6 protein-coding genes and 3 pseudogenes are annotated in these 7,017 nt (G+C 60.8%); 8 read left to right on the top strand and 1 reads right to left on the bottom strand.

Annotation, left to right across the window (positions count from 1 at the left end; genetic code table 11):
• Positions 1 to 261 precede the first annotated feature (261 nt).
• The 6 genes and pseudogenes from SM755_RS23105 to SM755_RS23080 all read left to right on the top strand — a co-directional run bounded on the left by SM755_RS23105 (position 262) and on the right by SM755_RS23080 (position 3,729).
• Complete coding sequence (locus SM755_RS23105; protein ID WP_008415518.1) at positions 262 to 936, top strand: transcription factor TFIIB cyclin-related protein; 675 nt, start codon at positions 262 to 264, stop codon at positions 934 to 936.
• Positions 933 to 1,691, top strand: coding sequence for a DUF4396 domain-containing protein (locus SM755_RS23100; RefSeq protein ID WP_008415517.1), 759 nt, complete (start codon positions 933 to 935; stop codon positions 1,689 to 1,691). Before SM755_RS23105 ends, SM755_RS23100 begins: the two co-directional genes overlap by 4 nt.
• A 227-nt stretch (positions 1,692 to 1,918) precedes the next feature.
• Positions 1,919 to 2,875, top strand: a complete 957-nt coding sequence (locus SM755_RS23095; RefSeq protein ID WP_008415516.1) for a formate/nitrite transporter family protein — start codon at positions 1,919 to 1,921, stop codon at positions 2,873 to 2,875.
• Positions 2,876 to 3,074: 199 nt separating this feature from the next.
• The gene (locus tag SM755_RS23090; protein ID WP_013199640.1) at positions 3,075 to 3,233 is read left to right on the top strand and encodes a hypothetical protein; all 159 of its coding nucleotides are present in this window, start codon (positions 3,075 to 3,077) and stop codon (positions 3,231 to 3,233) included.
• A pseudogene (locus tag SM755_RS23085) lies at positions 3,229 to 3,372 on the top strand (IS1595 family transposase); the annotation flags it as partial. The gene SM755_RS23090 and the pseudogene SM755_RS23085, both read left to right, overlap by 5 nt.
• A 51-nt stretch (positions 3,373 to 3,423) precedes the next feature.
• Positions 3,424 to 3,729: a putative quinol monooxygenase gene (locus tag SM755_RS23080; protein WP_248898341.1), complete on the top strand. Its 306-nt coding sequence runs from the start codon at positions 3,424 to 3,426 to the stop codon at positions 3,727 to 3,729.
• A gap of 97 nt (positions 3,730 to 3,826) precedes the next feature.
• Here the strand turns inward: SM755_RS23080 and SM755_RS23075 are convergent.
• Positions 3,827 to 4,252: pseudogene (locus SM755_RS23075) on the bottom strand (type 1 glutamine amidotransferase domain-containing protein); the annotation flags it as partial.
• Here SM755_RS23075 and SM755_RS23070 point away from each other — a divergent pair.
• Together SM755_RS23070 and SM755_RS23065 are read left to right on the top strand one after the other, a co-directional pair.
• Positions 4,238 to 4,759: pseudogene (locus tag SM755_RS23070) on the top strand (recombinase family protein); the annotation flags it as partial. The pseudogenes SM755_RS23075 and SM755_RS23070 overlap by 15 nt on opposite strands.
• Positions 4,760 to 5,063: 304 nt before the next feature.
• Positions 5,064 to 6,959, top strand: coding sequence for a transposase (locus tag SM755_RS23065; RefSeq protein ID WP_323174757.1), 1,896 nt, complete (start codon positions 5,064 to 5,066; stop codon positions 6,957 to 6,959).
• Positions 6,960 to 7,017 lie beyond the last annotated feature (58 nt).

The following is a 7,017-nucleotide window of genomic DNA, read 5'->3' as shown; positions in this document are numbered from 1 at the left end:
AAATGTGTCGTTCATAACATCAAGCGTGCCGCAACATAGCCAAATCAACCGCTGTATGGCGATTCACCAGAGCCCTCACCTTCTATAACGAGGAGCGCCCGCACATGAGCCTCGACTGGGACAACTTAGAGACGCCAGCTGAGGCGTTCGAGCGGTTGGTGCCATCGCCAGCGACGGGCGGTGGCGACCTGCTCACGACCGAGGTGACTGTCGATGGATGACCGACGAAATCTTTACCGAACAGCACAACCGTCGATGGGTATGATACAGCCGCAAAACGAGGCATGGTTGAATAGCGAGGTCGGAACGTGCTCAACGGGGAGGAACGTCGACGCTCGAACCGACAGCCATGCCGAGACCGATCGCTCGCCTCGTGCGACAATCCGGACCTGCCTGGAATGTGACTCGACCGACGTTCGTCACGTCCCGACTCGCGGGGAGATCGTCTGTGCGTCCTGTGGGCTCGTCGTCGAAACTGACGAGGATCTCCCGCGCACGCTCGACGAACTCGCCGACGTCTCGCGGGTCGAGAAGAGCGAGATCGGGCATACCCACCAGTACCTCTCGGGAAAACTCGACCTCAATCTGGAACCCGTCGATCCTGCGAAGTACGTTCCGCGCTTTTGTTCGGCGCTTGGTCTCTCGGGGGAGATCCAACACCAGGCGAACAGGATCATCCGGGCGGGCGTCGAGGAGAGAGCGCTCTTGGGGAAGTCCCCCTCGGTGTTCGCTGCCGGTGCGATCTACTTCGTCTCGCGGCTCTGTATCGAAGGCGTGACCCAGCACGACATCGCCAGTGCTGTACAAGTCTCTACGGTCGCGGTTCCCAATCATTACCAGGCCCAGGTCGACGTGTTAGGACGCTTAGACGGGGACGTCTTCCAGGAGCGATGCGTCCCGCTTCGCCGTGAAGACGAGGAGGAGGCCACCTCGTGAGCACGATCGCGGGGATTACGGGACCGCTCGGACACGTCGGGGCAAGAGCGACGCCGTTTCTCCAGCTCGTACACGACGGAAGCGGACTCGGTGCTCTCCAGGAGGTGCTCCGAAGCGCTCTCACGAACCCGGCGTTTCTCGCCGTGTGGGGGGTGCTCGTTTGCGGATCGCTCGCCGTACTCGCCTGGGATCTCCGGACGAATAATTCGATGTTGGGGAGCTTGATGAAGTACGTCTGGGGCTTTACTGTGCTTTACTCCGGGCCGCTCGGGCTACTGGTATACTGGTACTCGGGCCGAGCACAGATCGCCCACGACTCGCTGTGGCGGCGGGGCTTTCGCTCGGTGAGCCACTGTTATTCCGGATGCGGTGCCGGCGAGATAACTGGCGTCGTCATCGCCGTGGGTCTGTTGTCCCTCGGCAAGCTCCCTGTTGCGCTGATAACGTTCACCTTCGCGTTCGTCTTCGGCTACACGATGACCGTCGGCCCGCTGCTCGAAGACGGTGTCGGATTTGGTGAGGCGCTGGCCGACGCCTTCTACTCGGAGACCGCCAGCATCGCGATGATGGAGGTCGTCGCGATCAGCACCGACCTCTGGTTGGCGGGCGAGGCGACGATGGGCGATGTTCTCTTCTGGAGTGTGCTCGTATTCTCGCTCACGATGGGATTGCTCGCGGCGTACCCGGTCAACGTCCTCCTCCTCAAACGGGGTGTCAAAGAGGGGATGATGAACCCCAGGGAGATGGCGTCGTGAGAACCCGAGAGGAGGATCGTGCTACCCGGCCACCGACCGAACGATGTCGTCGAAACGTTCGCCAGTCGGTCGACCAACGAAAAGAACAAGCCGTCGGTCGGAGTACGCCCGTTGATGCGTAACTTCACCGTGAGAACGGCTCTCCATCGACGACGGGAATCGACGCCCCGTCGCGTGCGACGATCGTCGTTGACCATCGGGATCGACGACTCCGTTGGAGGACCGGGATGAGTGACGAAGGGACCGATCAAGAAGGTCAGATCCATGAGCCGGACCGCGCCGCCTCAGGCGTGCCGGTCACCGGCTGGGCGATCGGCGACCGCTTCTCGACGAACGAGATCTTCCAGCGACTCCTTGCAAGCGCCGACGAGGAGGTCGCCACCGGTACGACGGAACTGCTCTTCAGTGGGATCGCTGCGGGCTTCGCGATCGTGTTGACGTTCGTCGGCCACGCGGTGGGCAGTGCAGTCTTCCCGAACAACGGGTTCTTGGCCGCGATTCTTTATCCGCTCGGGTTCGTCTACATCATCGTCGGTCGCTATCAGCTCTATACCGAGAACACCCTTCCTCCAGTAGCGCTTGTGTTGACCAGATTGGCCAGCCTCCCGTTGCTGTTGCGCGTCTGGGGGATCGTGCTGTTCGCGAACGTCGTCGGGGCGGGCCTCGGAGCGTTCATTCTCGCCAATAGCCACGTCCTCTCGACGGCAGCGATGCACGCCGGCGCGGAGTTCACCAGGAGTGGGCTCGAACACGCGTGGTGGGACGTGTTCTTGAAAGCTCTGTTCGCGGGCTGGCTCGTCGCCGGGGTAGTGTGGCTCGGTACTGCTGCGCAGGACACGATCGCCCGCCTGTTGCTCATCTACAGTGTCTTCTACATGATCGCTGCAGCGGAACTCTATCACGTCGTCACGGCGGCGGCGGACGCGCTCTTTTTCGTGTTTCTCGACGTCCCCAGCCCTGGGTTGCTCGTTGTTTTCTACGATTTCTGGCTACCGGTGTTGCTTGGGAACACCGTCGGCGGCGTGTTCTTAGTCGCGCTCGTGAACTACGGTCAGACCGAACAACGGCGCTTCCCGGAGGTCCGCGAGCTCTCCGCGCGCGAGGTGCTCTTCAGCTGGAAGGGCGGCCGATCGCACACCACGCCCCGCCCGTACGTCGAGGAGAACGAGCCCGGAACCGACTGATCGACGACCCGTCGCTCCGCCCTCAACGAACTCGTCGTCTTGGAAACCCCGCAGAGCGAGATTTCCGGTGGGGCCTTGTGGTATTCCTGTAACTGTTTCGGTTTTTGGAGAAATAAGTTACTGAGACCTGTCTCTTCCTGTTTTAGCCGGTAGATTTTGGCTTCGACTTCGAATCAGAATCAACGGCCGATAGCGTGGTGTGTCTCTTCGAAAGCCCATAGACGACACTGGCGCGGACGGCCAACAGGAGCACGAGCGCAACGAGGACAAGTTGGCCGACACCGAGGATTTGCTCGGAGGACACCTGGAGCCCGATGGCGATGAACAACACCGTGTTGAGCAGGAAGACGATCCATAGCTTCCTTCGTCAGTGGCTGGCGAAGTTCAGGGGCGTCTCGAAGCACCACCACCAGAAATACCTCGGATTCCTCGGACTGAAACTCAACTCACCGGACGACTGGTTCGAGAAACTGCTATGTTGCAATGTATCGGGATGAGCGTCTAGCATAAATGTTTATGTGAGTTGCACACACACGTACGGACTGGGTATGACCGACGCAAACGTCGCCCTCCTCGTTCGACTCCAAGCACAGTCCGGCAAAGAATCCGATGTCGAGGAATTCCTCCGTTCGGCACTGCCGATAGCCGAGGAAGAACCGGACACCACCACGTGGTTCGCGCTCCGCATGGACGATTCGACGTTCGGCATCTTCGACACCTTTCCGGATGAATCCGGTCGGGAAGCGCATCTCTCGGGCGAAATCGCTGCTGCCTTGGAGGAAAACGCGGACGAGCTGTTCGCAGAACCGCCGGAGATAGAAGAAATCGACGTACTGGAGGCCAAACTCCCCTAACATCTGAAATTGGACAGACAGAAGCAGCAAAGACGAATCTCACATCTCGTTCACGAACGCCGGACGTTGCGATGGACCCTTTCGTGCTACCGCGCCGTTAGTGGCGACCCTCCTCGAACTCCTCGATGATTTTATCACAGAAGGCATCCAAGTCGTCGGGCTTGCGGCTGGTCACCAGTCCCTCGTCGACGACGACTTCCTCGTTAACCCACTCGCCGCCCGCGTTGCGGATGTCGGTCTGTAAACTGGGGAAGGAAGTCAGCGTCCGACCCTCGACCACGTCGGCCTCGACCAGCATCCACGGGCCGTGGCAGATGACTCCTGCGGGCTTTCCTGCCTCGATGAACTCCCTGACGAGATCCACTGCGTCGCCGTCTGCGCGGAGTTGGTCCGCTCCGACGGAGCCACCCGGAACGACGAGCGCATCGTAATCTTCGGGGGAGACCTCGGAGAAGGTTTTCTCCACCTCGAACGTGTCACCCGGGTCGAGGTCGTTGTTGACGGTTTGGACCTCGCCGGTTTCGTCGAGGACCTCCGCGAGAAGGGCATCGACATCGACCTCGTGAACCAACCTATCGGGACCGTCGGGGAGGACGACTGGATGGCCGAGATGATGCTCAACATGATGATGGTGTTCGCCGATGCCGAGCGCAAGATGATTCGCTCGCGTGTCCAGGAGGGCATCGACGCCGCCATCGCCGACGGCAAGCGCGTTGGTCGCCCACCCTTCGGCTACACCGTCGAGGACGGCTTCCTCCAGCAGATTCCCGCCGAATACGTTCGTGCCCAGACGTTTATCCGCGAGGTGCGCAAGGGCCGCGAGAAACACGCCACCGCCGCCTTTTTCGAAATTCCCGAGTCAGCCGTCCAGAGCGTCCTCGCACGGGCCGAGGCGAACTACGACGTCCCGTTCGACAACGACCAGTGGCGACTCGAACGCGCAAAGGTCAGCGCTGGCGAGAAGGACCTCCCGCCGCTCGATGGCCAGAGCGAACACCCACCCGCACCGACGAGAAGACCAGAACAGTAACTGTTCGTGGGAGAGCAAGCGTTCGGAGTCATCAGTGCGCTTGAGCCAACCGACTCGATCATGAGCAGGTGACAAGGCGGTCGTCGTACTCGGCAGAAACCGATGGGACAACATTCACTGTACTACGGTAGCCGCGTGTACGCAGCGAGCCCTCCGTCCAGTGTTCGTCTGCCGGACGACTTGTGGGTACGGTTAGATATACGATATGGGTACGAAGTCAACGCCAGAGTCGGACTCAGCCGACACAGATGCACGTATCGACGCAAAATCATCCACCACAACCCCGCTGAACGACACGGCGGAGATGGTGGCAGCGGCTCTCGTCGCCGACGCCACCGGCTACAACGACCAGCCCCGGTTTTTCGAGGGCGAACCCGACGGGAGTGGTGATGGTCTCGACGGTTTCGTCGCGGATGTCACGACCATCGCACAGGCACAGTGCGAGCGGTGGAAGAGCTACGCCGATATCGAGACGCTGATCTGCCACCTCCCGATCGATCATCTCACGTTCGCCACACACGATTCGTTAGCGCCGTATTCGGGGCGATATCCGATGGCAGTCCACGTTCGAGCGGCTCTGCTCAAGGAACTCAACGGCTGGGACGAAACCGCACTCCACGACCACCTCCGAGCCCATCCCTCGCTCCGTCAAAAGCTCGGCTTTGAGTCGCTCCCGAATCAATCGACGTTCTGGCGTGCGTGGAACGAACGTTTCAGCGAACAACTTCGTGACGCCGTACAGGAGTGTGCCGATACGATTGTGAGGGCCGCACGCGCCTGTGAGGTGTCGCTTCCCGATCGGATCGAGACTCACGGACCGGCTGACTCCGACCCCGACAGCCGTCCCAAGCACCAGCTTGTCGCCGCAAAGACCGACGAGGTCTGGCAGCAGGCCAAACCGTTCGTGACCGACGCCTTCGCGCTCTCTCGCGGCCAGAACTGGCAGATTCACGAGAACGCCTTCTGGGAGCAACACGCCTACATGGGGATGCGCGAGGACATGTACGCGCGCAGCGGCCCCGCCTCGTTCTCGCTCGATACGACACGAGAGCGGATTCCCACGGGATCGACCCACCGCTATCAGATCGGGAAGCTCTCAGTCGGGGGGATTCGGGAGATGCTGCGCAACACCACGCGGATGTTGATCGCTCGCGCCCGCCAGAACGGCGAGCTCGGCGGGCCGGTCTTTGCGGCTATCGACGTGACCAAGGGATTCCCGTTCACTGGCGACGAAGAGGGCCACGAGGACGACATCCTCGGCTACAAGGACGGCAACGACTACTACCAGTGGGCCGTGCTCAAGATCGTTGGGATGGACGTCCCGCTCGTGCTCGACATTGTCCCGCGCGAACGAGGCCAATCGAAAGACGAGATCGTGGAGAAACTGCTGGAACACACGACCCAGATGGTGGATATCGACCTCGTGATGATGGACCGTGAGTTCGACAGCGACCCAGTGAAAGAGACCTGTGAAGAACACGGCCTCCACTACCTGAATCCGACGCGCATCTTCACGAACAGCGACGAGGCCGAGACCATCGAGTGGATGTACCGCAACGGCAAACGGTTCCACGTCACGGAGGAGAAAGCCGACGAGGGGACGCTCACGCGTAAGCAGGTCTACCTCCCGAAACGGTCGAACTCGGACAACGAGGATGAAGACGACGATCTCTCGGCAGTCTGGACGGAGATATGCGGCGAGTGGGGGTTCGAGGACGTGGAGGGCGAACCGAGCGAAGGGATGTCGTTCTCGCGGCTGCTCGCGGACATCCAACGCGAGGAAGACATCGAAGAGCGCAAGCAGAGAGCACAGAACGGAGACGTCGACACCAGCGAAACCGTCGTCTTCGAGACGAACCACCCCTACGTGACCACCCGCGACGCCGACGGTCAGCAGATGAACGGAAAGGAGTTCATTCACATGATCGAGCGGCTGATCCGGTGGTATCGGCACCGTTGGGGTATTGAGAACGGCTTCAAGAAGCAGAAACACTTCATGGTGCGAACCACCTCGACCGAACGCGACTATCGGTTCTTCAATTTCGCGTTCGCGTGCGTCCTCTATAACGTCTGGCGGCTGGTGGACCTGCTCGTGAAGATCGCCATCGACGGCGAGAACCGCACATACAAGCCCCGAGTGGATGCGAACCAGTTTCTGACCGTGGCGAAGCAGTACCACGGGCTCGATCCGCCTGACTGACGCCCGGCCATCCCTGCGACCGCCCGGTCGTGAGCGTCGGCTCTATCGGACGTTCGTT

Origin of the sequence: Natrialba sp. PRR66, from assembly GCF_034808065.1 — an archaeon.
Lineage (GTDB): Archaea > Halobacteriota > Halobacteria > Halobacteriales > Natrialbaceae > Natrialba > Natrialba aegyptia.
Note: the sequence above shows the minus strand (reverse complement) of the source record. Positions and strands in the feature narration are given on the sequence as shown.

Bases quoted from the DNA above. Each gene is read 5' to 3' on its own strand.
- SM755_RS23095 (WP_008415516.1), top strand. From the start codon at position 1,919: ATGAGTGACGAAGGGACCGATCAAGAAGGTCAGATCCATGAGCCGGAC.
- SM755_RS23065 (WP_323174757.1), top strand. From the start codon at position 5,064: ATGGTGGCAGCGGCTCTCGTCGCCGACGCCACCGGCTACAACGACCAG.
- SM755_RS23105 (WP_008415518.1), top strand. From the start codon at position 262: ATGATACAGCCGCAAAACGAGGCATGGTTGAATAGCGAGGTCGGAACG.
- SM755_RS23080 (WP_248898341.1), top strand. From the start codon at position 3,424: ATGACCGACGCAAACGTCGCCCTCCTCGTTCGACTCCAAGCACAGTCC.